The organism is Mycobacterium sp. D16Q16, assembly GCF_002013745.1.
In the GTDB taxonomy this organism is placed as follows: domain Bacteria; phylum Actinomycetota; class Actinomycetes; order Mycobacteriales; family Mycobacteriaceae; genus Mycobacterium.
The window spans coordinates 130222-155067 of record NZ_MAEY01000004.1; the positions used below are offsets into that span (position 1 = coordinate 130222).

Below are 24846 nucleotides of genomic sequence, written 5' to 3' on the forward strand. Positions count from 1 at the left end.
TTTCGCGCCACTAGGGCTCGTCGCGCATACGCCCCCGATAGGCGGCCACATGCTGCCGGTTACCGCAGTTCCCGGTGTCACAGAACATCCGGGACCTGTTGCGCGACAAGTCAACCAGGACAGCATCGCAATCCGGTGCGGCGCAGGTCTTCAGGCGTCGCTGCTCGCCCGTGCGTACCAGGTCCGCGAGCACCATGGCGGTCTCGGCACCGAGACGGTCCGCCAGTGGCGCATCACTGGCAGCCATATGCAGATGCCAATCGGGCTCCTCGACATGCCGGGTGAGCCAGGGTGAGGCGTGGGTATCGGCGAGCAAGGCGTTGACCTGCCGGACCACATACTCCTCATCGTTGATATGCCCCCAGATATCGCCCAATCGAGTCCGTAGCGCCTTCACGGCCCGCAGTTCCGCCTCGTCGCCGTCGCGCCTGCCCGTCCAGCCGTACCGATCCAGAAGCGCCGGCAGCGCGCCCGGATCCGGGAGTAGCTCCCGGTCATTGCGCGCGGTGTTGATCAGCTCAGCAGCCGACTTCAGCCCTTGCTCCGTGTCATGAGTGAAAAGCATTTGACACCTGACATCCTTCACTTATACCGTCATGACCGTATTCGATTTTACTCATGACATGCGGGAGGTGTGGTGAACGACAAGGCCAATTTCCGGGCCGGCGTGATACTCGCCCTCGTCTCGGCCGCGACCTTCGGCTTTTCCGGCCCCTTCGCCAAGTCGCTGATGGCGTCCGGCTGGTCCCTGACCGCCGTCGTCACCGCGCGCCTGGCCACCGGCGCCGCAGTCATGGTGGTGGCAGCCTGTATCGCGGCCCCCGGCTGGTTCTCCGAGGCCCGGCGCCACGCCAAAGTCGTTGTGCTCTACGGAATCATTCCCGTCGCCGGCGCCCAATTCTGCTATTTCGGTGCGGTCAGGCACATGTCGGTCGGCGTGGCGATGCTCCTGGAGTTCCTGAGCCCCATCCTGGTGATCGCCTGGATCTGGCTGTCCACACGGCAACGCCCGCATGCCCGCGTGCTCGCCGGCGCGGCACTCGCGCTAGTAGGAATGCTGCTGGTGCTCAACATCTTCAGCGGCTCCCGCGTCGAGCCGGTGGGGGTGCTGTGGGGACTGGGAGCGGCGGTCTGCGCCGCGTACTACTTCATCTCGTCACACCGGGCGGGCGGCAAGGCACAAGGGCTGCAACCGATCACCCTTACTACCAGCGGGCTGCTCGTCGGAACCGTTGCGGTGGGAGGCTTCGGGCTGACCGGCATCATGCCAATGACCTTCTCCACCCAGGCCGTGCAGGTCGCGAGCTGGCATGCGCCGGTGTACGTGCCCATCCTCATTCTCGGGGTAGTCACCACCGCGATCGCGTACCTCACCGGTATCGCCGCCATTGCCCGACTCAAACCGAGCTACGCGTCGTTGATCGCGCTGACCGAGGTACTGTGCGCGGTGATCGCGGGATGGGTGCTCCTCGGGGAAACCATCGCGCCCATCCAGTACGCGGGAGCCGCGGTCATTCTCGCCGGACTGGTCCTGGCACACCGGGGTGCGGATACCCCTTCGGACCCCGAATCCAACACAGCCGGACACACAGCTTCTTTACCCGCGGGATTGAAATCACATGGCAGTGACAGCGAATTATCCGTAACCTCGGTGTGTGACGCTACAACCGAATCCACGCCCAGCCAGTAAGTTGCTTACCGCCGCCGCTCGTGCGGCGGTTGTTTCGGTTGCGGCAATCATGTTGACCACGGGTCTCGCGGTCCTTCTCCCCGCCACCGCCTCGGCGGCCTGTCCCAATATCGAGGTGTCGTTCGCCCGCGGCCGCAGTCAGCCGCCCGGTGTCGGAAACATTGGCGACGGCTTCATCAGTGCATTGCGTAATCGCGTCAAAGACGTTGGCGTTTACGCGGTCCGATACGACGCCAACACCGACGTCAGCGGCGGAGCCAACGATCTGAGCGCACACCTGCAGTCGGTGGCCAACTCGTGCCCCAACACCAAGCTGGTTGTCGGCGGGTACTCACTCGGCGCCGGTGTTGTCGACACCGCACTGGGTTTCCAGGGTCCCGTCACGATCGGAGACTTCTTCAACTTCACCAACCCGGTTCCCCCGGAGGTCGGTGACCGCATCCGGGCGATTGTCACCTTTGGCAACATCGTCAACCGCTTCGCCCCCATCCAGAATCTGGCCGGCGCCTACTCCGATCGCGTCCTTGACCTGTGCAATGACGGCGATCCTGTCTGCATGGCCGGCGACAACGAAAGCTGGAAGTCCCACACCACGTACCCGCCGGCACTCTTTGCGCAGGCTGCGGACTTCGCGGCCGCCCGGGTGAACTAACGTCGCCTGGGTGACTGTCTCCCAGATCACCCACCGTCAGCTGCATGTCAATGGAATCGACATGCATGTCGCCGAACAGGGCGAAGGCCCGGCGGTTGTTCTGTGCCATGGCTTTCCCGGGCTCTGGTACACCTGGCGCCACCAACTGGCCGCACTTGCGGCGGCCGGATATCGGGCTATCGCACCGGACATGCGCGGATATGGCCGTACAACGGCGCCGCGGGACCCTACGGCCTATGACCGCGGCACCACGGTCAACGACCTCGTGGGCCTGCTCGACGCCCTCGATCTGCCGGACGCGGTGTTCTGCGGGCACGATTTCGGGGCACATCTGGTGTGGGACATGCCCGCCTGGGCCGGGGATCGAGTCCGTGCACTGATCCAGCTGTCGGTGCCACGTACCCGACGGCTCCCGGTCAAGCCGAGCATTGGCTTCAACTACCTTGCCTCTCAGCACTTCACGCATCTGGAGTACTTCCAGGAGCCGGGCGTAGCGGAGTCCGAGCTGAATACGCGGCCAAAAGCCTTCCTGGCCACGCTGTTCCACGCGCTCAGCGGAGCGAACCGCTATCTGGATTGCTGGGATCACCCGGCCGCAGGTGTATGGCAAGCGCAATGGCTACCTGGACGTACTGCCGACTCCTCCTCCCCTGCCCTGGAATTGGCTGTCCGAACAAGATCTCGACTACTACGCGGCAGAATTCACGCGCACAGGATTCACCGGCGGCCTCAACTGGTATCGGGCCGAGGATCTGGTGTGGGCCCAGAACGAGCACCTGCAGGACACACCCATCGGCATACCGGTGGCCTTCATGGCGGGATCGGCCGATCCGGTGCTGGAAATGCTTGGTCGCGACCCGATGACGGCGATGGCCGATCTGGTTCCCGGGCTGAGGTCGGTTCTGATCGTCGAGGGGGCCGGGCACTTCGTGCAAATGGAGCGGCCCGACGCGATCAACTCCGCGATGGTCGAGTTCCTGGCCTCGCTTCCGCCCAGGTGACGCGACCCATACCGCACCGACATGACAACTAGGTTGACTTACCCGTAGCATTCGCGTGTGACGACGCACAGTGCTGTTTCACCTGCAATCTCGCACGTCCGGCGGCCCGGATATCTCCTCGCTGCCCTGCTCATGTTCATCGGCCTGGTGACCATTTCGCAGCCGGCGCCCGCGAGCGCCGATCCGTGCGCCGCGGTGGATGTCTCGTTCGCCCGCGGCCGTGATGAGCCGGTCGGTCTGGGCCGTGTGGGTCAGGCGTTCGTCGACGCCCTCGGGTCCAAGGTCGGCAGCATGAACGTCTACCCCGTCAACTACAGCGCCGGACTGCTCTCCACCGGAGAAGGCGCCGACGACCTGCGTGGACACCTCAGCGACGTCGCCGCATCGTGCCCCAACACCAAGCTGGTGATCGGCGGGTACTCGATGGGCGCAACCGTCGTGGACGACATCGCCAACAACCCGCCGCCGGACGTCGCGGGCCGGATCAAGGGCATCGCGACGTTCGGGAACATCGACCGTCGCGGTGGCGGCATGACCGGGCCCCTCGCCGGACGGTGGATCGACCAGTGCAATCCCGGCGACCCCGTCTGCCAGGAGGGCGGCCGCTCATGGACCGCGCATCAGACCTACGAGCAGACTAATCTGCCCTCGCAGGCCGCATCGTTCGTGGCGGGCAAGCTTTAGCACGGGCACAGTCCACGAAACGGCGCGCAGGAACTTGCTGACCCGTAGCATCGTGGTGTGACCACGCATCAGCGGGGCACGAGGGTCGGCGTTGTCCTGAGTTATCTTGTCGCCCTGACGGTGTTCGCGCTGTCAGCGGCGAATGTTGTCGGACTTGTCTATGCGTTACCTCAAGCTGCGGCAGATCCGTGTTCGGATGTCGACGTCTCCTTTGCGCGGGGACGCAAGGAGCCCGTCGGGTTGGGCCGAGTCGGCGATGAGTTCGTGGACTCCTTGACCCCACGCATCCAGGCCACCGGCGCCAGCATGAACGTCTACCCCGTCAACTACGACGCGGGTATTTTCTCGGCCGGCGGCGGAGCCAACGATCTCAGCAATCACCTGCAATCGGTGGCCGCCAGCTGTCCGCGGACAAAGTTCGTCATCGGCGGGTACTCCATGGGCGCCGAGGTGATCGACACCATCATCGGCGTCCCGAACGTCGGAATCGGGTTCAGCCGCCCCCTGCCTCCTGCGGTGGGCGATCGCGTCGTCGCCATCGCAACATTCGGCAACGCCACCCACCGAACCGGTGGCCCACTGAGCGGTATTGCCGGCGTATTCGGTTCTCGTGCAATCGATCTGTGCAATCAAGGAGATCCGATCTGCATGGCCGGACCCAACAACAGCTGGGATGCCCACACCTCATACGAACGCACCGGGCTACCCGCCGAGGCCGCGGCCTTCGTCGCCTCGAAACTCAACCGGCACGGCGAAGCCGAGTCCGCCGAGTAGTTAGTCCTGCCGCACTCGAATGTCGCGGGTGATCAACACGCGCGCCGCCATCTCATCGTCTGGCGGATAGTCGACACCGACCAGCGTCAGTCCGCGCGCCGGCGCTGCAGCGAAATCGCTTGAACGCCTTTCTTTCTTCAGCAAGTCGGCGCACCACTGCACCGGCCGCCTACCCTCCCCCACGACCAGCACCGCACCCACCAGCGAACGCACCATCGACCAGCAGAACGCGTCGGCACTCACGTGCGCGGCCAGTTGATGCCCGTCGACCGTCCAGTCGAACCGCTGCAACTCGCGGATCGTTGTGGCACCGTCACGATGGCGGCAGAAGGCGGCGAAATCGTTCAGCCCCACCAGTTTCCGTGAGGCCTCCGCCATGGCGCCGACGTCCAGTGGACGGTGCCATCCGACGACCTCATGCCGCGCGAGAGGCAGCACTCCGAATGGAGCCGTCGATATCCGGTACTCGTAGTGCCGCCGCAAGGCAGAGAACCGTGCATCGAAATGCGCCGGTGCGCGGCAGATATCGAGCACACGTACGTCTTTGGGCAGGAAGCGCGACAGCCGCCGAATCAGCCTGCCGAATTCGGGCGCATCCACGGAGCGGGATCTGCCGAGAATTTCCGGTAGCCGGGCGTGTGGGACGTCCAGATGCGCCACCTGGCCTGTCGCATGCACGCCCGCATCCGTGCGCCCGGCGGCGTATAGCGACACCGGCTCGCCCACGATGGTCGTGAACGCCTCACCCAGCACCCCCGCGACCGTGCGCTGGTTGACCTGAGTCGCCCAGCCCGCGAAATCGGTTCCGTCGTAGGCGATATCGAGCCGTAAACGAACCAGCCCGCCACCGTCTCCGGTAGCGGGCTGGTTGTCAGAGGTGACCAAAGGTCACTCCTTCTTGTCTGCGTCCTCGGCCGTGTCAGTCGCGGCGTCCGCCGCACCTTCGTCCTCGGCGGCCGCATCATCGGCAGTGTCGGTCTCGACCTCGACGGCGTCCTCGGCAGGAGTCTCCTCGGCCTCGGCAGCGGCCGGAGCCTCAGCCTGCTTGGTCGAAGCGACCCGGCGAGCCCGGTCGGCCTCGGAGGTGACCGTCTTCTCCTTCACCAGCTCGATGATCGCCATGGGCGCGTTATCGCCCTTGCGGTTCTCGACCTTGATGATGCGGGTGTAGCCACCGTTGCGATCGGAGTAGAACGGACCGATCTCGTCGAAGAGGGCGTGGACGACGTCCTTATCGCGGATCTTCTTGAGCACCTCGCGCCGGTTGTGCAGATCGCCCTTCTTGGCGTGGGTGATCAGCTTCTCGGCGTACGGCCGCAGCACACGGGCCTTGGTCTCGGTTGTCTTGATCCGGCCGTGCTCGAACAGCGCGGTGGCAAGGTTGGCCAGGATCGCCTTCTGGTGTGAAGACGACCCACCGAGCCGCTGACCCTTCTTGGGCTTGGGCATTGCAACTATCTCCTATTCGGGGCCGGCCCCCGTATCAGGTAGGGCCGGGACGGATTGTGTTAGAGCTGTTCGGTTTCGGCGAAGTCCTGATCGCCGTCGAAGTCGTACGAACCGGTGTCCGACCACGTGCCGGTGGCAACGTCGTATCCGGCGACCTCGGACGGATCGAAGCTGGTCGGGCTGTCCTTGAGCGACAGGCCGAGCTGATGCAGCTTGATCTTCACCTCGTCGATGGATTTCTGGCCGAAGTTGCGGATGTCCAACAGGTCCGACTCGGTGCGGGCAACCAGCTCGCCGACGGTGTGCACACCCTCGCGCTTGAGGCAGTTGTACGACCGGACGGTCAGGTCCAGGTCCTCGATGGGCAGCGCGAACGAGGCAATGTGGTCTGCCTCGGCCGGCGACGGCCCGATCTCGATGCCCTCGGCTTCGACGTTGAGCTCACGTGCCAGGCCGAACAGCTCAACCAGCGTCTTGCCGGCCGAGGCCAGCGCGTCACGCGGGGTGATCGAGTTCTTGGTCTCCACGTCCAGCACTAGCTTGTCGAAGTCGGTGCGCTGCTCGACGCGGGTGGCGTCGACGTTGTACGTCACCTTGAGCACCGGCGAGTAGATGGAATCGACGGGGATACGGCCGATCTCAGCACCCGAGGCCTTGTTCTGCACGGCCGGGACGTAACCGCGACCGCGCTCGACGACGAGCTCGATCTCCAGCTTGCCCTTGTCGTTCAGGGTCGCGATGTGCATATCGGGGTTGTGCACGGTCACGCCGGCAGGCGGCACGATGTCACCGGCGGTGACGGCACCCGGTCCCTGCTTGCGCAGGTACATGGTGACGGGCTCATCCTCTTCCGAAGACACCACGAGGCTCTTGAGGTTCAGGATGATGTCGGTGACGTCTTCCTTCACCCCGGGAACGGTGGTGAACTCGTGCAGCACACCGTCGATCCGGATGCTGGTGACCGCCGCGCCCGGGATTGACGACAGCAGGGTGCGCCGCAGCGAGTTGCCCAGGGTGTAGCCGAATCCCGGCTCCAGGGGCTCGATGACGAAGCGCGACCGGTTCTCGGCCAGCGTCTCCTCGGACAGGGTGGGTCGCTGAGAAATCAGCATTCTTCTTCTATCTCCTTCTCGGCACCCGCTATTTGATGCCGGTCAGTGAGGGCAGCCCGGATAGGCGGCCCGACTTCTTACTTCGAGTAGAACTCGACGATCAGCTGCTCGGTGAGCGGCACATCGATCTGCGAACGCTCGGGGAGCTGGTGCACCAGAATGCGCTGGCGCTCGCCAACAACCTGCAGCCAGCCCGGGATGGGCCGGTCGCCTGCGGTCTCGCGTGCGACCTCGAACGGCAAGGTGTTCAGCGACTTTTCCTTGACGTCGATGATGTCGTACTGCGACACCCGGTAGCTGGGCACATCGACCTTCACGTTGTTGACCGTGAAGTGACCGTGCGACACCAGCTGGCGGGCCATCCGGCGGGTACGGGCCAGGCCGGCCCGGTACACGACGTTGTCGAGACGGGTCTCCAGGATCTGCAGCAGCTGCTCACCGGTCTTGCCGGAGTGCCGGTTGGCCTCGGCGTAGTAGCGACGGAACTGCTTCTCCATGACGCCGTAGGTGAAGCGAGCCTTCTGCTTCTCCTGCAGCTGCGTGCGGTATTCGCTCTCCTTGACCCGCGCGCGGCCGTGCTGGCCGGGAGGGTAAGGACGCTTCTCGTACGCGCTGGAGCCACCGACGAGGTCGACGCCCAGACGACGGGACTTGCGAGTGACGGGTCCGGTATAACGAGCCATTTAGTTCAAACCTCCCTTAGACCCGGCGCCGCTTGGGCGGACGGCAACCGTTGTGCGGCTGTGGAGTGACATCGGAAATCGCGCCCACTTCGAGGCCCGCGGCCTGCAGCGAACGGATGGCGGTCTCACGGCCGGAGCCGGGACCCTTGACGAACACGTCGACCTTCTTGACGCCGTGTTCCTGAGCCTTGCGAGCCGCGTTCTCGGCAGCCAGCTGCGCGGCGAACGGGGTCGACTTGCGCGAGCCCTTGAAGCCGACGTGACCGGACGACGCCCAGGCGATCACGTTGCCCTGCGGGTCGGTGATCGAGACGATCGTGTTGTTGAACGTGCTCTTGATATGAGCGGCGCCGAGCGGGATGTTCTTCTTTTCCCGGCGACGGGTCTTCTGCGCCTTCTTGGGGCCCGCAGCGCCCTTCTTTGCTGGTGGCATGGTTTTACCTGGCCTTCTTCTTGCCGGCGATGGTGCGCTTCGGCCCCTTGCGGGTACGCGCATTGGTCTTGGTCCGCTGACCGCGCACCGGCAGGCCACGACGGTGGCGCAGGCCCTGGTAGCAGCCGATCTCAATCTTGCGGCGGATGTCGGCCTGCACCTCGCGGCGCAGGTCACCCTCCACCTTGAGAGAGGCTTCGATGTATTCACGCAGCTGAGTCACCTGATCATCGGTCAGGTCCTTGCTGCGCTGTTCGGGGCTGATGCCCGTGGCGGCCAGGATCTCCTTGGAGCGGGTCCGGCCAATGCCATAGATATAGGTGAGCGCGATTTCCATACGCTTATCGCGCGGTAGGTCAACGCCTACGAGACGTGCCATGCGGCAGTTCCTCTTTCATTCAACGAAGGTCTGTTCCCAGTCCGCCCCCTCTAGGTTGGGGCCCCGGCCTCCGTTCCGGGGGTGTCTGTCCGGCGTACCCGGTCAGTGGTTCTGGGAGGTCATCATTCAGTTATGTGTGGGCTTGGCCTGACGGCTTAGCCCTGCCTCTGCTTGTGGCGAGGGTCCTGGCAGATCACCATGACCCGCCCGTGCCGGCGAATAACGCGGCACTTGTCGCAGATCGGCTTGACGCTCGGGTTGACCTTCACGTTCTTCGATCCTGTCTTGCGGTTGTAGTTACTTGTACCGGTAAACGATCCGACCGCGGGACAGGTCGTAGGGAGACAACTCCACCACCACTCTGTCCTCGGGCAGGATGCGGATGTAGTGCTGCCGCATCTTGCCGCTGATGTGGGCGAGCACCTTGTGTCCGTTCTCCAGCTCAATGCGAAACATCGCATTGGGCAGGGGTTCGACCACCCGACCCTCGACCTCGATGGCTCCGTCTTTCTTAGCCATATCCTCCGCGATTCTGATTGCCTGCTCCGGCTGTCGCCGGCATGACACGGCAAACTTTACCGACCCTCGAACGTGAGCCGGTAACAGGAAAGTCCAGGACTGGGCACGCAGATAGTCGGCACGTAAGCCGCACCGTTGGTCAAGGATACCCGCGTAACGCCCCCAAACCAAACCGGCGAAGGGGGCGGCCACTGCCCCGCCCACCTCAGGACCAGGTGACTCCCGACCTGCTGATATGCGGAATCGCCGTGGGTCGCACCAGACCCGCTGTCAGCCAGGCACCCGCGATCCAGATATGAGGCGCGGATTTGGCCGCCATCGTGCGTCTGGCCCGCATCGATACGTCCGAACCGTCCAGAACTCGCTGCGCCCGCACGGACAGCATCCGGTTACGCACTCCCGACCGGCGCCGCTCCCGAGCGCTCCTGTTGATCGCCAACCAGGCCGCGGCGAGATCGCTGGACTCGCCCAGCGCCTCCGCGATGGCCTCCGCGGCCGCGACCGCGTCGGACACACCCGAGTTGAGGCTGCGGCCGCCCAAGGGGGCGAACTGATGGGCGGCCTCACCCGCGAGCAGCACCCGGCGATTCACGTCGGTGTAGCTGGCAGCTACTCCCTGAACGGTCTGATGCACCTCGACCGACCTGATGTGATCCGCATACCAGGCATCACCGGTGAGCGCCGTCACCCACGAACGCACCTGCTCGGTCGTCGGTGTCTCCGCGTCGTTGGACAGGAACTGAACATCGAGGCGCAGACCGTCCGGGTACGGCAGGCGAATCGCGTGACGCCCGCCGAGATCGGGATGGTGATATTGGATCTGCACGGGCAGATCCACCGTGACACCGTCCGGATGCGGTTCGACGTCGATCACCACAGACGGCGGCGACGGCGGTCGCGCCGACATACCGATGCCCAGCGCCTGGCGAATGGCCGACTTGGAGCCGTCGGCGGCGATGACGTAGCTCGCGCGCAGCCGGTCTCCGCTGGCGAGGGTGAGCCGTGCGCCGGTGTGGTCGGTACTGATGTCGGTGACGGCGACCCCGCAGTGGTACTCCACGCCCAGATTCAATGCCTCAGCAAGTGTCTCTTCCTCAATGGTGCGCTGCGACAAGCTCATTCCCCATGCCGCGGGGTTCCACGGACCAGGAATTCGCGACGGAGCGTACGAGGACATGACGAATACCGGACGGCCCTGATAGAAGGTTTGGACGCCATGGACCGCGAGCGCCGACTGGCGTAGCCGCGCACCCAGTTCGGGTGCCACCCGGTCATATCGCCGTAACGTCGAGTGCCCGACGAAGGTCGCGCAGTTCCGGTGCCGCTGACGTTCTTTCGAACCCGCGGCCTCCAGCACAACCACGCGAATTCCCTGGCGCGCCAACAAGGTGGCAGCGAGCAACCCGACAGGACCGCCGCCGACGATCACCACGGCATCATCGGTGATGTCCCGACGCGCGTCCGCGGATACTGCCGCTAGGTGAGGCACCCCATGACGGTACCGCGCGTGGCCAATCAGGCGCCCATCGAGATTTGGGTCCATATATTGGGGCCATCACATACCGGCTGAGGGGGATGCCAGATGACGATGCCGCAACCGCAGTTCGGCCATCCAGAGGCCATTAGGCCCAACGATGGACCGTCGACTGTTGTGCGTCTGCTGGTGGTGCCGCTGCTGCTGGTATTCGTCCTCGGCTACGGTCTGGCCGTCTTCCTCACCAGGGATGTCTGGCACAACTCCCGCGAAGGCACCCGCCTGACCTTTACCGCTCAGACTTCGGACGGAGCAGCTCCGCCAGCGGCCATGGTGGCGGAAACCGCAAATGTGGTCAGGGAACGACTCAGAGGTCACGGGGCGACCGTTGCGGTCCAAGGCAGGGATGTCGTCGTCACCGTTCCGGGCCGTGACGTGACGCCAGCTGCCCTGGGCAGCGTGATCAAGACCGGCCGCCTCTACATCCGGCCGGTGGTGCAGATGGTGCCGGCCCAGCCGCAAACCTCACCCCTCCCGCCGAAACCCGCCGACCCTTCTGCCATCGAGTTCGAGAAGCAGATCCGCCAGACCACAGACCCCCGCATGCAGCTGCTCGCGCTGCAGGTTCAGGCCACACGCTGCCATGACCCGGATCCACTAGCGGGTAGCGACGATCCCAACCTTCCCCTCATCACCTGCGGTACTGACAGCGTTGGCGGGGCCGCGGCATACCTGCTCGACCAGTCGATTCTCAGCGGTGCCGATATCGCGAAGGCATCCTGGGGGCTCGACGAACAGCGCGGCGTGTACGTGGTCAGCATGGAATTCACCCCGAAAGCCGCACAGGTGTGGGCCGACTTCACCAGCCGCCATTGGCAGCAGGGCACGCAGACAGCGTTCATCGTGGATACACAGGTCATCAGTGCACCGGCGATTCGTGAACCAATCGTCGGGGGCACAGTCGAGATCACCGGACACTTCACACAGCAATCCGCACGCGAGCTCGCCGAGATCCTCGGTTCCGGCCCGCTGCCAGTGCCCTTGATTTTCACGTCGTCGTCAGAGGGAATCCTCGGGGCGACAACGATGTCCAAAGTGTTGCGGGTGGCGATCGTTGGGCTGGGCGTTGGCATCACCGCAATCGTGATCGCGGCGATGATCTACCTAGCGCGGCGCGCTCCTGACCACGTGAGCACGTAGCCAGCAGGACCGATTCGTGGTACCTATGTCGGTAGTGGCGAACATCGGCGTCGGCAACGGGGAGGGGGGCGAGTGGACGGTCTGACGATCGGGTACCTCGCGGCCTTTGCGGTCGGCGGGATAGCGGTGCTCTCGGCGCTGCTGCTCACCGATATCGGCCACGGCGATGGGATGCCATTTCTGAGCCTGACCTCGGTTTCTGCCGCACTGACGGGTGCGGGCGCCGGCGGATTCGTCGGCTCGGCCCTGGGCATCTCAGTGCTGCCGACAGCAATCATCGCCGGCGTGTGCGCTGTTGCGCTGGTGTCGATCCTGCAACTTTTCTTGACGTATCTGCGACGCCAGCAGGCGAACTCGCACTCGGGGCGCGCGTCCTATGTCGGACGACTCGGCACGGTGACCCTGAAGGTGCCCCCGGGCGGCGGCTGGGGGGAGATCGCGTTCACCGACGCGGACGGCAACCGGGTGCGTTCACGGGCGATCACCGATGAGCCCGAGGGGCTGGCCAAGAACGCCGCCGTCTACATCGCCGACGTTGACTCCGAATACCTGCACGTGGTCAGCGTTCCCGAGGCACGTCTCTGATGACCCCTCCACGTCACACCGTTAGTTCACATCACGAGTTCACACCACAAAGGAAACCCGCATGAGTTCGCTTCTCATCATCGTCACCATCGCCATCGCGGCGCTGGTCATCTTCGTGGCGCTGCCGCTGGTCTACGTACGCAACTACATCAAGGTGCCACCGAACGAGGTCGCGGTGTTCACCGGGCGCGGCCAGCCGAAGGTGGTGCGCGGTGGTGCCCGTTTCAAGATGCCCGGCATCGAACGGGTGGACATCATGTCGCTTGAACCGTTCAACGTGAACATCAATCTGCAGAATGCGTTGTCCAACAACGGTGTTCCGGTCAACGTTGAGGCCGTAGGGCTGGTGCGCATCGGATCGAACGACGAGGCGGTGCAGACCGCCGTCCAGCGCTTCCTCACCGCGGATCTCAGCGAATTGCAGCGTCAGATCAACGAGATCCTGGCAGGCAGCCTGCGCGGCATCACCGCCACGATGACCGTCGAGGACCTGAACTCCAATCGCGACTCTCTGGCGCGCAGCGTCGTCGAGGAGGCCGGCGGCGATCTCGCCCGCATCGGCATGGAGGTCGATGTCCTCAAGATCGCGGGCATCTCCGACCGCAATGGATACCTGGAGTCTCTCGGCCAGCGTCGCATCGCCGAAGTGCGCCGCGACGCGACGGTCGGCACTGCTCAGGCCGAGCGGGACGCACAGATTCAGTCGGCTCAAGCCCGGCAGGCCGGCTCCATCGCGCAGGCCGAGGCCGATACCGCGATCGCCTCCGCCAACCAGAAGCGCGACGTGGAACTGGCCCGCCTGCGCGCGCAGACCGAAGCCGAGAACGCCCAGGCAGACCAGGCGGGCCCGTTGGCCCAGGCCCGGGCCGAAAAGGACGTGGGTATCGCCCGCGAGCAGGCGGAGGCCGCGCGCATGCAGGCCCGCACCGAGGTGGAGCAACGTCGTACCGAGCAGGCCCAGGCCGCGTTGCAGGCCGACGTCATAGCCCCGGCCGAGGCACGTCGCCAGGCCGACATCGCGATCGCGGAGGGCAGCCGACAGGCCGCGATCCTGAAGGCGCAGGCCGATGCCGAGGCCGAGCGGCAGAAGGGTTCGGCAGAAGCCGACGCCCGCAAGGCAGCCGCGGACGCCTTCCGGATCGAGCAGCAGGCTGCCGCCGACGGCACCAAGGCCAAGCTGATCGCCGAGGCGGATGGCATCAAGGCCAAGCTGCTGGCCGAGGCCGACGGTAAGAAGGAAGTCGCCGCGGCACTCAATGCCTACACGCCGGAGGCAGCCCGACTGCTCACACTGCCGGACATCCTGGCATCGGTGGTGCAGGCAACCGAGGCCGCATCAAAACCGATCGGCGAGATTGAAAGGCTGTCCATCATCGGCGGCTCCGGCGATACCCAGGACGCGTTGGGCACCCTTTTAGGAGTAAGCCCGCAGGCAGTGGCGAAAGTGATTGAGAGCCTCAAGATTTCGGGCATCGATGTGGCCGACCTCCTGAACCGCACCCAGCAGGTCAAGGAATCCGCGTCCCCTGCCCCCGCGCCCGCGGCGCATCCGGAAGGATGGGTGGAGGAATAGCGACACCTCCTGCGAAGTTGGGACGCGACATGGGCGAATCGAACCTCAACCGGTATGGAATTTGGAACGGCGGTCCGGTCACACCGGAGCAGGCGAAGGCCATCGAGGATCTCGGCTACGGCTCGGTATGGATCGGGGGCGTGTTCACCTCAGATCTTGCGTACGTAGAGCCGCTGCTCGAAGCGACCGAGAATCTCACGGTCGCGAGCGGCATCGTGAACATCTGGACCTCGCCCGTCGAGGAGATAGCCGCCGCTTTCCATCGCATCGAAGCGAGTTACCCCGGGCGGTTCCTGCTCGGCGTGGGCGCCGGGCATCCCGAAGCATCGGCCGAGTACCGCAAACCGTACGACGCCCTTGTCGAATACCTGGACGGGCTGGATGCCGCGGGCGTGCCGAGGGACCGCCGGGCGCTGGCCGCACTCGGACCCAAGGTGCTGAAGCTGTCCGCGGACCGGACCGCGGGCGCGCACCCCTACCTGACGACACCAGAGCACACCCGAGAGGCTCGAGCGATCATCGGTCCGGACGCCCTGCTCGTTCCCGAGCACAAGGTGGTGCTCAGTACCGACCCGGAGAGCGCACGGGCAATCGGCCGGCGCACCGTGGATTTCTATCTCCAGCTGAGTAACTACGTAAACAACTGGAAGAGACTCGGTTTCAGCGACGAGGACGTCACGTCGCCGGGAAGTGACACATTCATCGACGCCGTGGTGGCGCACGGAACCGCCGAAGAAATCGCCGCGCGTTTGCACGAACACCTTGACGCCGGCGCAGACCAGGTGCTCATCCAAGTTCTGGGTGACAAGGGGTTGGTCGACACGTTGACCTCGTTGGCGGACACGCTTCGGTAATCCCCTACTAGGGTGAGTGCATGCGAATTTTGGTGACCGGCGGCGCCGGTTTCATCGGAGCCAACTTCGTACATGCGACCGTCCGGGAGCGCCCCGACGTCTCGGTGACGGTCCTCGACGCACTGACCTACGCAGGCACTCGCGAATCGCTGGCCCCGGTCGCCGCCTCGGTCGAGCTGGTACAGGGCGATATCTGTGACGCCGAGACGGTGGAACGGCTGGTCGCCGACAATGACGTCGTGGTGCATTTTGCCGCGGAAACGCACAACGACAACTCGCTCGCCGACCCATCACCATTCTTGCGCAGCAACATCATTGGCACCTACACCCTACTGGAGGCGGTGCGGCGCCACGACGTGCGGCTGCACCACATCTCCACCGACGAGGTGTTCGGCGACCTCGAACTCGATGACCCGAATCGGTTCACCGAGACCACCCCGTACAACCCGTCGAGCCCGTACTCGGCGACCAAGGCCTCGGCGGATCTGCTGGTGCGCGCCTGGATGAGATCGTTCGGCATCCGCGCGACGATCTCCAACTGCTCCAACAACTACGGGCCGTATCAGCATGTGGAGAAGTTCATTCCGCGACAAATCACCAACATCCTCACGGATCGCAGGCCACGCCTCTACGGTGCCGGCGCCAATGTTCGGGACTGGATTCACGTCGACGACCACAACAGCGCGGTATGGCGCATCATCGAGGCGGGCGCCATCGGACGTACGTATCTCATTGGAGCAGACGGAGAACGAGACAACCTGTCGGTGCTGCGCACCATTCTCGAACTCATGGGCAAGTCGCCGGACGATTTCGACCACGTCACCGATCGCGCCGGCCATGACCTGCGTTATGCCATCGATCCGACACCGCTGCGTGATGAATTGGGCTGGAAGCCAACACATGGCGATTTCACCGGCGGGCTGGCCGCCACCATCGAGTGGTATCGGGACAACGCGGATTGGTGGCGTCCCATCAAAGATGCCGTGGAATCGCAATACGCCGCGAGGGGGCAGTGACGTGAAGATCCGTGAACTATCGGTACCCGGCGCCTTCGAGATCACCCCGGTGCAGCATCACGACAGCCGGGGCGTGTTCCTCGAATTGTTCAAGGGCGCAGCGCTTGCCGAGGCCATAGGCCACCCGTTCGACCTGCAACAAGCCAACTGCTCGGTATCGGCGGCCGGGTCACTACGCGGAATACACTTCGCCGACGTGCCGCCGGGACAAGCCAAGTACGTCGCCTGCCTGACGGGGTCCGTGTATGACGTCGTGGTCGACATCCGCGTGGGGTCACCGACGTTCGGCGCCTGGGACGCAGTACTTCTCGACCCCCAGGACCGCCGCGCCGTATATGTGCCGGAAGGGGTGGGCCACGGGTTCCTGGCACTCGAGGACGACTCGACGGTGGTCTACCTGTGCTCCGCCGGATACGCCCCGGGCCGTGAGCACGGCGTCAATCCGCTGGATCCCACTGTCGGGATCGCATGGCCGACCAGCCGCCCCGACGGCACCGAGTTGTCACTGGTTGTCTCCGAAAAAGACAGTGCCGCACCATCATTAATCGATGCCAGAGACTCGGGCCTACTCCCGGTCGCCAGCGAGGTTGAGGCCTTCCTGGAGAGCCTCTCTCACTGATCGACGAATCTATCCACGCCACCGCGTGTTTGCTAAAGTCCCTACATGACGCAACCGCCTTCCGGGCCGCCGCCCTCGGATCCCGGGCCGCCGGAGTACCCGCAGTACCCGACGCCAACGGGCCCCGGGTACCCACCGGTCGGGCCGCCACCGGCGGGCGGATATCCACCCGTTCCCCCGGCTGGGCCCGCGGGCGCCGAGCCGTATCCGCCATACCCCCAGGCTGACCCGGCGGGATACCCGCCGCCGCCTCCGGGATACCCCGCTGCGCCATACGGCTATCCCGCGGCGGGCTCCTATCCGCCCGTCGAAAGCGCGCGAAGCACCAACGGATTCGCCATTACGGCGCTGATCTTCGGCATCGTCCCCTGCCTGGGCGGCATCCTGGGCATCATCTTCGGCGTCCTGGGCCTGAATCAGATCAAACGAACCGGTCAGAACGGCCGCGGAATGGCCATCGCGGGCATCGTGCTCGGCTCCCTGTGGGTCGTCGCGTCGATCGTCATCATCGCGGTGGGCATCGGCAACCAGCCCAAACGCGACGAATCCGGACACGTCACCCAGTCCGGCGATATGGACGTCACCAAGTTGCGCGTGGGCGACTGCGTCGCCGATCTCGGCGACAAGGACTACTACACGACGACTAAGGCCATCCCGTGCTCTCAGCCACACAAGGCAGAGGTCTACGCACTGCTACCGCTGTACGGATCCTCGGTGCCCGCGCAGTCCGAGCTGGACGAAAAGGGCAATGAGGGCTGCAGTACCGCGCTAGAAAGCTACTCTCCCAGTGCATTCGAAGACGACGGGGTCGAGATCACCTACCTCTACCCCACCAAACGTTCCTGGACACAGGGTGATCACGCGATCGCCTGCGTGGCCGTCTTCACCACCGAGCGCACTGCATCCATCAAGGGCCAGTAGCTGCTACGGGCGCAATGTCAGAATGCGGGGGCCGTCCTCGGTGACGGCCACCGTGTGCTCCCAATGCGCGGCCCGGGAGCCGTCGGTAGTCACAACGGTCCAATCATCGGCCAGCACCCGGGTCTGCGTGGTTCCCAGCGTGAGCATCGGCTCGATGGCGAGCACCGACCCCACCCCGAGAAGCGGCCCCTTGCCGGGGGCTCCCTCGTTGGGCAAGAACGGATCCAGGTGCATCGAACGGCCGATGCCGTGGCCGCCATAGCCGTCCACGATTCCGAATGCCCGGTCGAACTGCTTCTCCGCCGCCCGGGTGCCCAGCTCGATCGCATGGGACACATCGGTGAGCCGATTCCCCGGGATCATCGCCGCGATACCGGCCTCCATCGACAACCGGGTGGCTTCCGACAACGCCTCGTCGACGGGAATGACTGTCCCGACCGCAAAGGTCCACGCGGAATCCCCGTGCCACCCGTCCAGAATCGCACCGCAGTCGATGGACACCAGGTCGCCCTCAGCCAAGATCGCTGTCGCCGAAGGTATTCCATGAACCACTTGATCATTGACCGAGGAGCAGATCGACGCCGGGAAACCGTGGTAACCCAGGAACGACGGCACCGCGCCGGCATCCCGGATCACGGACTCGGCGACCTTGTCCAATTCCAGCGTCGAAACACCGGCCTTTGCGGCATCACGCACGGCGACCAATGCGGCGCCCACGACGGCGCCCGCGGCAGCCATGGCATCCAGTTCTCCGGTGGTGCGCTGCTCCACCGTCTTCTTGCGGCCGAACAGCCCCACTGCTACCTCGCCTACTACCGGCCCAGAGCCTGCGATGTCCGCGCGAACACTTCGTCCACCGTGCCGACGGCATCGATGGTCTGCAGCACGCTCTGGTAGTACTCCAGCAGCGGTGCGGTCTCGTCGCGGTACACGTTGAGGCGATTGCGAATAATATCCTCGGTGTCGTCGGCGCGGCCACGGCCCAGCAGTCGCTGCACGAGCTCTTCTACCGGCACCCGGAACTCCAGCACGGCGTCGATCTTGACGCCGCGGGCCTCTTCCATCGCGGCCAGCGCATCCGCCTGGTCCACGGTGCGCGGGAATCCGTCGAGGATAAATCCGTCCGCGGCGTCCGCCTCGTCGAGGCGCGCTTCGACCATCTTGTTGGTGACCTCGCTGGGCACCAGATCGCCGGCGTCCAGGTACTGCTTGGCCTGGATTCCCAGCTCGGTGCCCTCACTGATGTTCGACCGGAACAGGTCGCCCGTAGAGATCTGCGGAATGCCGAACTTCTCCGAAATCAGTTGTGCCTGCGTACCTTTGCCTGCCCCTGGCGGGCCGAGTAACACCACTCTCACTTGAGGAACCCTTCGTAGTTACGCTGCATCAACTGGCTTTCGATCTGCTTCACAGTATCGAGGCCGACACCGATCATGATCAGCACCGCAGTTCCGCCGAATGGCAGGTTCTGCATACCGCCGGAGTTCCCGATCTGCAGGAACAGGTTCGGCAAGATCGCGATGATACCCAGGTAGATCGAGCCTGGCCACGTGATGCGGTTGAGCACGTAACGCAGGTAGTCGGCGGTGGCACGTCCGGGACGGATACCGGGAATGAAGCCACCGAACTTGTTCATCTCGTCGGCGCGCTCATCGGGGTTGAAGGTGATCGACACGTAGAAGAACGTGAAGAACACGATGAGCGTGAAGTAGATCGCGACGTACCAGTAGTTGCTGGGGTCGGTCAGGTACGTGCTGACGAATCGATCCCACCAGCCGGTCTTGTCCTTCCCGCCACTGCGCACGAGCTGCGTGATGAGACCCGGGATGTACAACAGCGAGGAGGCGAAAATGACCGGGATAACACCGGCCTGGTTGACCTTCAGCGGCAAGTAGGTGGAGGTGCCGCCGTACATGCGCCGTCCCACCATGCGCTTGGCGTACTGGACGGGGATGCGGCGCTGGCCCTGTTCGACGAACACGACACCGATCACGATGAGAAGCGCCGCCACACAGACGGCGGCGAAGGTGACACCGCCACGGCTGTCGAGGATGGTCTTGCCCTCGGCGGGGATCCGGGCCGCGATACCGGCGAAGATCAGCAGCGACATGCCGTTGCCGACTCCGCGTTCGGTGACCATCTCACCGAGCCACATCACCAAGGTGGATCCGGCGGTCATGACCAGAACCATCACGGTCAGCGAGAAGATCGACTGGTCCGAGACAATCTCGTCCTTGCGGTCACAGCCCTGCAGCAGGTTTCCGCTGGCACCGAGCGCGACGATCGAGGTGGACTGCAGCAGTGCCAGCGCGACCGACAGGTAGCGGGTGTACTGCGTCATCTTGGCCTGGCCCGACTGGCCTTCCTTGCGCAGCTGCTCGAACCGGGGAATGACCACGGTGAGCAGCTGAACGATGATGCTGGCGGTGATGTACGGCATGACGCCGACCGCGAAGACCGACAACTGCAGCAGCGCACCACCCGAGAACAGGTTGATCAGCGAGTAGAGCTGCGCCGAATCTCCACTGCTGACCTGCTCAACGCAGTACTTCACGTTGGCGTAGTTCACCCCGGGAGACGGCAGCGTCGCACCAAGCCGATAGATGAACACGATCCCGATCGTGAAGAGGATCTTCCGCCTCAGGTCAGCTGTCCTGAGAGCAGAGACAAAAGCGGAAAGCACACATCCTCCTGCGCATCCTGCAGCTCGCCATGTGATCTGCTAGATGAATCAGCTGGTGATCCCAGCGTTGGGTAACCGTTTCGGCGGCCGTCAGGGCACGCCCGGGCCGGATACGAGACTAACAGTTCGCTACGAACCGGTGGAGAAGACGGTGTCCTTCTGGTCGGGGACGACCGTGCCATCGGAACGAAGCAGCGGCCCTGTGCTGCCGTCCGGGTTGGTCCTGCCGTCGGTCGCACACAGGTACGGGTCCACATGCTGCGGATAGGGATCGATAAACATCGGGTTGACCAACCATTTGCCGTCGGCGTTGTCATAGGCCCGGCACATGAGCTCGGTCTTGTTCCGATTGATGACGAGGTGCGCGGCGGTGGCGTCGTCGACAAAGGTGACGTCGGTGGTCGAGTCCCCGGCGGCGAGAATCTGCCGCTTGTTGGCGTCGTAGGGCTCGAATGCGGCGGGTCCCTGCACGCCGAAGACCACCTGGTTAGCCCAGCAGCGTTTGCCGTCGACATAGGTGATGACGGTGTCGGCACCGTCGGGCTGTCCGCCACAGCCCTTGACGTGCGGGGTCTGCCGCCCGTTGGTGTCGTAGACGCTGCGCACCCCGATCACCTGGTTTGTGGGGATTCCGATTTCCGGTGACCACACCTTGGCGACCACCTCCGACGACGCCGAGATCACCCAGGTGCTGACACCGTGCGCCTGCAGCGTGGCAATGAGGTCCTTGATCTGCGGATATACCCGTACATACCCCGGCACGGTGGTGGTGCCGATGGTCTGGGTGGCTCCGATCGGCGCGTCCAGGTTCTCGCGCTTGGCCGCCTGCGCGAATTGAGCGACCTCGTCGGCGGTGTACCCGGCGGTCAGCGCGACTGTCCACACGTAGGCGCCATTGCTCCAGCGCTGGTTGTATCCGGTGAAGGCTTCCTGCTCGTCATGGGTCTTGCCCTCGCGGACCGCCAGGATCTCGTCGGCGCATGCGGCGTTGGTTGAGGTGGCCAGCGGCTGTCCAGCGGGGGTTGTGGTGCCGCACGCCTCGCGCAGCGCGGTGGCCGCCACTTCGGTGATGTGTCGGCTGGTGGCGTGCCAGTCGCCGGGCTGACGGATCTTGTTGTGCCGCAGCATCCACGCGAGGGTCGCATCCGAGATGTCGTTCTTGACCTCGGTGTTGTCCCAGTCGAAGAGCGCGACCGCCGTGGTGGAGCGCTTCCAGGTGCCGGTGCACGTGCTGTTGGCGTCGATCGCGGCTTGCAACCGCTCCCTGACCTCGCCGTACCAGGGCAACGCGGGATCCAGCTGGCGGCATCCGGGTGCGGCCTGCGCGACGGGAGTGCTCACGTTCCAGGCTGCGACGAATAAAACGACGGCAGCAATCCAGGTCATCGCCTTCACCGGCCGAAATTACCACCGCGCGTCCGTGACTCGGGGCCGGTCACCGGGCGTTCATCGGCATTTCCCGTTAGTTGAGTTCGGATCTGCGCGGCCCGCAGCCAAATGTGCTCTCGCAGTTGCGAGATATCGGTCGGATGCGGCGCGGACAAGACATCGGCTCGCGCTCGTTTCGCGATGGCGACCTCGCGGCGGTAGTTCAGGAAGATCTGGATCTCGCCTTCGCGATCGGCGAGATATTCGTAATCCGTGTCCCACGGCGCGCCGATGCGCATCAGTTCGGCATGGGTGGCCCATTGCCGCAACGTCTGCGGGCCGCCCGCCAAAACAAGTACCCCGCCGATCCGTTCGACGCTCTCCCACCCGGTGGGTTCGGGTGTGTACGGATACTGCCGTTGGCCACTGGGCATTTCCCGCCACTCACGAAATTCGGCGACCCAGCTGTCCAGGCCATGGGTGCGCCAGCGCACGGTGCCTTCAGGCTTGGCCGGCGGCTGCACCCGCAATGTCTGTGCCGCCTGCCGGGTGAGTACGGTCAGATGCGACGGCAGCAGCACAATCGGGTCCGCCGTCTCGGCGTCGAACGGATTCGGTTCGAGGTGCGCACGGTCGATGAGCACCAGCGTGCCGGGGTGCCGCTGATATGCCAGACCCCACAGCAGCCGGGCCAGCGTCTTGGCGCCCGCCTCATCGGAGATCACATGCCAGGTCTCATGAAACCGATTGGTGGAGAACCGCACATCGGCATCCGCGCGCAGCGTGATGACCGTGTAGGACCGTCCGTCGAGCGTCACGGAACGCCGGTGCAGCTTCATCACGCTGTCTCCGGTGGCGGCCGTACACGGCCGCACTTCTGTTTCGGCCACGTTCACCTCCTGATATCTCGGCCGCCCTCAGTGCCGGAACAGCAAACACCTCGATACGGGTCGCGCGCAACTGAATTTGCGCAGGCCACAGGCCCGGGGGTGCGCAATCGCAGACAGCGGCGCACTATGGTCGGGGCACCCCGACAACCTCCAAAGGAGCCTCGATGACGCGGACCGATGACGACAGCTGGGACTTGGCCTCAAGTGTCGGAGCGACGGCGACGATGGTGGCCGCGCAGCGCGCGCTGGCCAGCCAAGTGCCCAATGCCTTGATCAACGATCCCTACGCGGAGCCGCTGGTGCGTGCGGTCGGCATCGAGTACTTCACCAAGCTGGCCTCGGGTGATTTCGACCCCGAACAGATGGCAGGTCTGGTGCAACTGGGCATCACCGCGGACGGCATGGCCAACGGGATGGCAAGCCGCACCTGGTACTACGACACCGCCTTCGAATCCGCCACCGCCGCGGGAGTACACCAGGTCGTCATCCTCGCGTCGGGACTCGACACCCGGGCCTATCGCCTGGATTGGCCGGCCGGTACCACCGTGTACGAGCTGGACCAGCCGGATGTGATCGCGTTCAAGACCGACACCCTGGCCGAGTTGGGAGCCTCACCGAGCGCCAACCGGCGCACTGTGGCGATCGACTTGCGCGACGATTGGCCAACCGCCTTGAAAGCGGCCGGTTTCGACCCTGGACAACCGACGGTGTGGTCTGCCGAAGGACTGCTGATCTATCTGCCCCCGGAGGCACAGGATCGGTTGTTCGCCTCAGTCACCGAGCTCAGCGCACCGGGTAGCCGCCTCGTATGTGAGCAGGTTCCCGGCCTGGAGACCGCCGACTTCTCCAAGGCCCGCGAACTCACCCGCCAATTCGCGGGCGACACACTGGATTTGGATATGGAGTCACTCGTCTACACCGAAGAGCGTCAAATGGCCGCGGATTGGCTGGCCGAACACGGCTGGTCGGTGGTCACCGAGGAGAACGACGCACTCTACGCGCGGCTCAACCTAGATCCGCCGAACCCTTTGCTGCGCACGATATTCCCCAACATCGTGTACGTCGACGCGATGCTGGGCTAGCTCGCCACGCGCGAGCGGCCCCATTTCCACCAGGCCCGCCTCGGCACCTGCGGCTCGTCGGTATCGGAGTTCGCAAACGGAACTCCTTTATAAACAGCGAGATACATGTCGATCGTGGTCACGATGACAATCATCAGCACCGGGCCCAGCACGATCCCCCAGAATCCGAAGGCCGCGATACCCGAGAAGACCGCTAGAAGCATCAATGCGGGGTCCAGGCGTGCGCCGCGCGGTACGAGGAAGGGGCGCAGCACATTGTCGATGTTGGACACCACCAGCAGGTGCCAGGCGATGACGAATAGTCCAGCGACGGGGTGCCCGAAGAGGATCATGCCGATGCCGAAGGGAATCGTCACGATGCCACCCCCCAGCGGGATGATCGATAACGCGGTCAGCAGTATCGCGAAGAAGAAGAAACCCTGTTGGAAGCCGGCCACGTAGATCGACGCGGCGCCCGCGACACCCTGCGCCATCGCAATGACGAACTGGCCCTTGACTGTTCCACGCACCATTGCACCGATCTTGTCGAGATACAGATCGGTGATCTCCTCCCCCAGCGGATTGAGCTGCCGCAGCAGGGTGAGCACCTTGTCCTGTTTGACCAGGAGCGAGACAAACACGTACAGGAAGATGATGCAGGCCGCGACCGCCGCCGCAACACTGCCGACGGCGCTCTGCAGCACCTGCAGCAGCCCTTGCCCAACGTTCTCCGCCAATGACGCGATCGACTGCCGCAAGCTGTCCGGGGTCAGCTGGACGTGCACGAATGGGATCCGGGCCAAGACATCGTTGATCACCGCGAACGCCTTCTGCCCGAGTGTGGTCATATCGGTGTCCCCCACCCAGTTCGAGACACTGTCGACCATGCGGGTGATCTGAACCGTCGCAACGTAAACCAGCGCACCGAGCGGAACCACCACCGATCCCAGCGCGCACAGCAGCGTCAGCGTGGCGGCCACACCCGATCCGAATCGGCGACCCAGGCGCCGATACAGCGGCGTGAACAGATATGCGGCCACCGCCGCGACGACGATCAGGATGAAGTAGCCGCGCAGAAAGTAGATGCCGACGGCGATGCCCACACCGGTGAGAACGGCGAGCACACGTTTCTGAAACACGGTCAGTTCGGTGTTCACGCCACGCCCTTCCGCCGGCAGCTGCACCCGATACGTTAGTCGGTGTCAGCCCCGGTCCTGGCGAAACAT

Annotated in this window: 28 protein-coding genes and 1 pseudogene; 13 read left to right on the top strand and 16 right to left on the bottom strand. The window is 64.5% G+C overall.

Going from position 1 to position 24846, the window contains the following annotated elements:
* Window positions 1-10 precede the first annotated feature (10 nt).
* Window positions 11-565, bottom strand: a complete 555-nt coding sequence (locus B4394_RS05050) for a CGNR zinc finger domain-containing protein (protein ID WP_078314414.1) — start codon at window positions 563-565, stop codon at window positions 11-13.
* Between the two features lie 72 nt (window positions 566-637).
* Between B4394_RS05050 and B4394_RS05055 the strand changes: the two genes are divergently transcribed.
* The 5 genes and pseudogenes from B4394_RS05055 (at window position 638) to B4394_RS05075 (ending at window position 4801) form a co-directional block, all read left to right on the top strand.
* Window positions 638-1690: an EamA family transporter gene (locus B4394_RS05055; RefSeq protein ID WP_078314609.1), complete on the top strand. Its 1053-nt coding sequence runs from the start codon at window positions 638-640 to the stop codon at window positions 1688-1690.
* 1 nt (window position 1691) lies between these two features.
* A complete protein-coding gene (locus tag B4394_RS05060; protein ID WP_078314416.1) occupies window positions 1692-2342 on the top strand; it encodes a cutinase family protein in 651 nt (216 codons plus the stop codon).
* A gap of 10 nt (window positions 2343-2352) precedes the next feature.
* Window positions 2353-3343: pseudogene (locus B4394_RS05065) on the top strand (alpha/beta fold hydrolase).
* Between the two features lie 132 nt (window positions 3344-3475).
* On the top strand, window positions 3476-4027 hold the full coding sequence (locus tag B4394_RS05070) for a cutinase family protein (RefSeq protein WP_078308585.1): 552 nt from the start codon (window positions 3476-3478) through the stop codon (window positions 4025-4027).
* Window positions 4028-4084: 57 nt separating this feature from the next.
* Complete coding sequence (locus B4394_RS05075; protein ID WP_078308584.1) at window positions 4085-4801, top strand: cutinase family protein; 717 nt, start codon at window positions 4085-4087, stop codon at window positions 4799-4801.
* Here B4394_RS05075 and truA read toward each other — a convergent pair whose 3' ends face one another.
* The 9 genes from truA to B4394_RS05120 form a co-directional block, all read right to left on the bottom strand.
* Window positions 4802-5686: a tRNA pseudouridine(38-40) synthase TruA gene (gene truA / locus B4394_RS05080; RefSeq protein WP_078314419.1), complete on the bottom strand. Its 885-nt coding sequence runs from the start codon at window positions 5684-5686 to the stop codon at window positions 4802-4804.
* 3 nt (window positions 5687-5689) lie between these two features.
* The gene (gene rplQ / locus B4394_RS05085) at window positions 5690-6250 is read right to left on the bottom strand and encodes a 50S ribosomal protein L17 (protein ID WP_078308582.1); all 561 of its coding nucleotides are present in this window, start codon (window positions 6248-6250) and stop codon (window positions 5690-5692) included.
* Between the two features lie 59 nt (window positions 6251-6309).
* Window positions 6310-7362, bottom strand: a complete 1053-nt coding sequence (locus B4394_RS05090; RefSeq protein WP_030096739.1) for a DNA-directed RNA polymerase subunit alpha — start codon at window positions 7360-7362, stop codon at window positions 6310-6312.
* A gap of 77 nt (window positions 7363-7439) precedes the next feature.
* Window positions 7440-8045, bottom strand: a complete 606-nt coding sequence (gene rpsD, locus B4394_RS05095) for a 30S ribosomal protein S4 (protein ID WP_078288360.1) — start codon at window positions 8043-8045, stop codon at window positions 7440-7442.
* 16 nt (window positions 8046-8061) lie between these two features.
* The gene (rpsK, locus tag B4394_RS05100; RefSeq protein WP_078308581.1) at window positions 8062-8478 is read right to left on the bottom strand and encodes a 30S ribosomal protein S11; all 417 of its coding nucleotides are present in this window, start codon (window positions 8476-8478) and stop codon (window positions 8062-8064) included.
* Window positions 8479-8482: 4 nt separating this feature from the next.
* Window positions 8483-8857, bottom strand: a complete 375-nt coding sequence (gene rpsM, locus B4394_RS05105; protein ID WP_030096736.1) for a 30S ribosomal protein S13 — start codon at window positions 8855-8857, stop codon at window positions 8483-8485.
* A gap of 155 nt (window positions 8858-9012) precedes the next feature.
* Complete coding sequence (gene rpmJ / locus B4394_RS05110) at window positions 9013-9126, bottom strand: 50S ribosomal protein L36 (protein WP_003886927.1); 114 nt, start codon at window positions 9124-9126, stop codon at window positions 9013-9015.
* 28 nt (window positions 9127-9154) lie between these two features.
* Window positions 9155-9376: a translation initiation factor IF-1 gene (gene infA, locus B4394_RS05115; RefSeq protein ID WP_003418601.1), complete on the bottom strand. Its 222-nt coding sequence runs from the start codon at window positions 9374-9376 to the stop codon at window positions 9155-9157.
* Between the two features lie 205 nt (window positions 9377-9581).
* Entirely contained in the window at window positions 9582-10865 is a 1284-nt protein-coding gene (locus B4394_RS05120) for an FAD-dependent oxidoreductase (protein ID WP_078308976.1), read from the bottom strand.
* Window positions 10866-10958: 93 nt separating this feature from the next.
* Here B4394_RS05120 and B4394_RS05125 point away from each other — a divergent pair, with 93 nt between their 5' ends.
* From B4394_RS05125 to B4394_RS05155, 7 genes are all read left to right on the top strand, one after another.
* On the top strand, window positions 10959-12050 hold the full coding sequence (locus B4394_RS05125; RefSeq protein WP_139359949.1) for a SecDF P1 head subdomain-containing protein: 1092 nt from the start codon (window positions 10959-10961) through the stop codon (window positions 12048-12050).
* 72 nt (window positions 12051-12122) lie between these two features.
* Window positions 12123-12635, top strand: coding sequence for an NfeD family protein (locus B4394_RS05130; protein WP_078308579.1), 513 nt, complete (start codon window positions 12123-12125; stop codon window positions 12633-12635).
* 61 nt (window positions 12636-12696) lie between these two features.
* Window positions 12697-14208 carry a flotillin family protein gene (locus B4394_RS05135; RefSeq protein WP_078308578.1) on the top strand — a complete coding sequence of 504 codons (1512 nt, stop codon included), beginning with the start codon at window positions 12697-12699 and terminating at the stop codon, window positions 14206-14208.
* Window positions 14209-14237: 29 nt separating this feature from the next.
* Window positions 14238-15062, top strand: coding sequence for an LLM class F420-dependent oxidoreductase (locus B4394_RS05140; RefSeq protein WP_078314423.1), 825 nt, complete (start codon window positions 14238-14240; stop codon window positions 15060-15062).
* 20 nt (window positions 15063-15082) lie between these two features.
* Window positions 15083-16078 (top strand): dTDP-glucose 4,6-dehydratase, encoded by a 996-nt coding sequence (gene rfbB / locus B4394_RS05145; RefSeq protein ID WP_078308576.1) that lies wholly within the window; start codon window positions 15083-15085, stop codon window positions 16076-16078.
* Window position 16079: 1 nt separating this feature from the next.
* Window positions 16080-16697 carry a dTDP-4-dehydrorhamnose 3,5-epimerase family protein gene (locus B4394_RS05150; protein WP_078308575.1) on the top strand — a complete coding sequence of 206 codons (618 nt, stop codon included), beginning with the start codon at window positions 16080-16082 and terminating at the stop codon, window positions 16695-16697.
* A gap of 45 nt (window positions 16698-16742) precedes the next feature.
* Window positions 16743-17618 (top strand): DUF4190 domain-containing protein, encoded by an 876-nt coding sequence (locus tag B4394_RS05155; protein WP_078314425.1) that lies wholly within the window; start codon window positions 16743-16745, stop codon window positions 17616-17618.
* Between the two features lie 3 nt (window positions 17619-17621).
* Here B4394_RS05155 and map read toward each other — a convergent pair whose 3' ends face one another.
* From map to B4394_RS05180, 5 genes are all read right to left on the bottom strand, one after another.
* Entirely contained in the window at window positions 17622-18416 is a 795-nt protein-coding gene (map, locus tag B4394_RS05160) for a type I methionyl aminopeptidase (protein WP_078314427.1), read from the bottom strand.
* Between the two features lie 14 nt (window positions 18417-18430).
* Window positions 18431-18976 (bottom strand): adenylate kinase, encoded by a 546-nt coding sequence (locus tag B4394_RS05165; protein ID WP_078288370.1) that lies wholly within the window; start codon window positions 18974-18976, stop codon window positions 18431-18433.
* Window positions 18973-20301: a preprotein translocase subunit SecY gene (gene secY / locus B4394_RS05170; protein WP_078288371.1), complete on the bottom strand. Its 1329-nt coding sequence runs from the start codon at window positions 20299-20301 to the stop codon at window positions 18973-18975. The genes B4394_RS05165 and secY overlap by 4 nt, the downstream gene beginning before the upstream one ends.
* Window positions 20302-20430: 129 nt before the next feature.
* Window positions 20431-21696 carry a hypothetical protein gene (locus tag B4394_RS05175; RefSeq protein WP_078308572.1) on the bottom strand — a complete coding sequence of 422 codons (1266 nt, stop codon included), beginning with the start codon at window positions 21694-21696 and terminating at the stop codon, window positions 20431-20433.
* Complete coding sequence (locus tag B4394_RS05180) at window positions 21693-22559, bottom strand: hypothetical protein (RefSeq protein ID WP_078314610.1); 867 nt, start codon at window positions 22557-22559, stop codon at window positions 21693-21695. The genes B4394_RS05175 and B4394_RS05180 overlap by 4 nt, the downstream gene beginning before the upstream one ends.
* A 164-nt stretch (window positions 22560-22723) precedes the next feature.
* On the opposite strand from B4394_RS05180, the gene B4394_RS05185 reads away from it, so the two are divergent.
* Window positions 22724-23641 carry a class I SAM-dependent methyltransferase gene (locus B4394_RS05185; RefSeq protein WP_078314429.1) on the top strand — a complete coding sequence of 306 codons (918 nt, stop codon included), beginning with the start codon at window positions 22724-22726 and terminating at the stop codon, window positions 23639-23641.
* Here the strand turns inward: B4394_RS05185 and B4394_RS05190 are convergent.
* Window positions 23638-24777, bottom strand: a complete 1140-nt coding sequence (locus B4394_RS05190; protein ID WP_078308974.1) for an AI-2E family transporter — start codon at window positions 24775-24777, stop codon at window positions 23638-23640. The genes B4394_RS05185 and B4394_RS05190 overlap by 4 nt on opposite strands.
* Window positions 24778-24846: the final 69 nt, after the last annotated feature.

Excerpts from the sequence above, each read along its gene's own strand:
- B4394_RS05050 (WP_078314414.1), bottom strand. The coding sequence starts at position 565 with ATGCTTTTCACTCATGACACGGAGCAAGGGCTGAAGTCGGCTGCTGAG.
- B4394_RS05070 (WP_078308585.1), top strand. The coding sequence starts at position 3,476 with ATGTTCATCGGCCTGGTGACCATTTCGCAGCCGGCGCCCGCGAGCGCC.
- rplQ (WP_078308582.1), bottom strand. The coding sequence starts at position 6,250 with ATGCCCAAGCCCAAGAAGGGTCAGCGGCTCGGTGGGTCGTCTTCACAC.
- B4394_RS05090 (WP_030096739.1), bottom strand. The coding sequence starts at position 7,362 with ATGCTGATTTCTCAGCGACCCACCCTGTCCGAGGAGACGCTGGCCGAG.
- rpsD (WP_078288360.1), bottom strand. The coding sequence starts at position 8,045 with ATGGCTCGTTATACCGGACCCGTCACTCGCAAGTCCCGTCGTCTGGGC.
- rpsK (WP_078308581.1), bottom strand. The coding sequence starts at position 8,478 with ATGCCACCAGCAAAGAAGGGCGCTGCGGGCCCCAAGAAGGCGCAGAAG.
- rpsM (WP_030096736.1), bottom strand. The coding sequence starts at position 8,857 with ATGGCACGTCTCGTAGGCGTTGACCTACCGCGCGATAAGCGTATGGAA.
- infA (WP_003418601.1), bottom strand. The coding sequence starts at position 9,376 with ATGGCTAAGAAAGACGGAGCCATCGAGGTCGAGGGTCGGGTGGTCGAA.
- B4394_RS05125 (WP_139359949.1), top strand. The coding sequence starts at position 10,959 with ATGACGATGCCGCAACCGCAGTTCGGCCATCCAGAGGCCATTAGGCCC.
- B4394_RS05135 (WP_078308578.1), top strand. The coding sequence starts at position 12,697 with ATGAGTTCGCTTCTCATCATCGTCACCATCGCCATCGCGGCGCTGGTC.
- B4394_RS05140 (WP_078314423.1), top strand. The coding sequence starts at position 14,238 with ATGGGCGAATCGAACCTCAACCGGTATGGAATTTGGAACGGCGGTCCG.
- rfbB (WP_078308576.1), top strand. The coding sequence starts at position 15,083 with ATGCGAATTTTGGTGACCGGCGGCGCCGGTTTCATCGGAGCCAACTTC.
- B4394_RS05155 (WP_078314425.1), top strand. The coding sequence starts at position 16,743 with ATGACGCAACCGCCTTCCGGGCCGCCGCCCTCGGATCCCGGGCCGCCG.
- B4394_RS05185 (WP_078314429.1), top strand. The coding sequence starts at position 22,724 with ATGACGCGGACCGATGACGACAGCTGGGACTTGGCCTCAAGTGTCGGA.